This is a genomic window from Vibrio cionasavignyae (genome assembly GCF_050337155.1).
GTDB classification, from domain to species: domain Bacteria; phylum Pseudomonadota; class Gammaproteobacteria; order Enterobacterales; family Vibrionaceae; genus Vibrio; species Vibrio nomapromontoriensis.
Window position 1 is genome coordinate 1 of the sequence record NZ_JAKJSR010000006.1, and the last position, 1,052, is coordinate 1,052.

At 59.8% G+C, this 1,052-nt stretch carries 1 protein-coding gene; it reads right to left on the minus strand.

Translation table 11 applies throughout. The features are described 5' to 3' along the window. A partial coding sequence (locus L4D74_RS00485; RefSeq protein ID WP_428750265.1) for a tandem large repeat occupies positions 1 to 1,052 on the minus strand: 1,052 nt, incomplete at both ends.

Genomic DNA, 1,052 nt, shown 5'->3' on the forward strand with positions numbered 1-1,052 from the left:
ATACTCAAGGTTGGGGTAATGGCCAGCGCCTGCGTGCTGTTGTCATCCCCCACATTACCGACCGCGTCTTGGTAATCGCTGACGACCAGCGCGACACTGCGCTCTACGCTGCTTGGTACCACCACGCTTCCTCGCCAAATGGTGCGGTCTGCTGTGGCCGCTAAGGTGCTGATCGGTTGGCCCCCTAATGTCGCCGTCGCCGACTCCATCTCACTATCAAACGTCAAGGTCACTTCTACGCTTTCACCAATCGCTTGGTGCGTGGGGTTAAACGTCGCCCCCGTTAACGTGGGTTTGAGTCGTGACATCGACACGCTGCTGTCTGTCACCGTGGTTGCAACCGCGCCGAGGTTGTTGGTGCCGCTCACGCTCAAAGTGATGGCGCCGTCTTGCAAGCTACTCATGTCTAAGCTCAAGCTCCAACTGCCATCCGCCGTGACCGCCACCGCCACCTCACTGGTCTTGCCCCCCACGCTATCACTCGCGACGACGCTCAACGTTTCCCCGTCCTCAAACCGAGTGCTGCTGCCGCTAATGGCAACGGCGCTCGCGTCCGTGGTGTTGATGGTCTTGCCCCCATTGATGGCACCAATACTCAAGGTTGGGGTAATGGCCAGCGCCTGCGTGCTGTTGTCATCCCCCACATTACCGACCGCGTCTTGGTAATCGCTGACGACCAGCGCGACACTGCGCTCTACGCTGCTTGGTACCACCACGCTTCCTCGCCAAATGGTGCGGTCTGCTGTGGCCGCTAAGGTGCTGATCGGTTGGCCCCCTAATGTCGCCGTCGCCGACTCCATCTCACTATCAAACGTCAAGGTCACCTCAACGCTTTGGCCAATCGCTTGGTGCGTGGGGTTAAACGTCGCCCCCGTTAACGTGGGTTTGAGTCGTGACATCGACACGCTGCTGTCTGTCACCGTGGTTGCAACCGCGCCGAGGTTGTTGGTGCCGCTCACGCTCAAAGTGATGGCGCCGTCTTGCAAGCTGCTCATGTCCAAGCTCAAGCTCCAACTGCCATCCGCCGTGACCGCCACGGCCACCTCACTGGT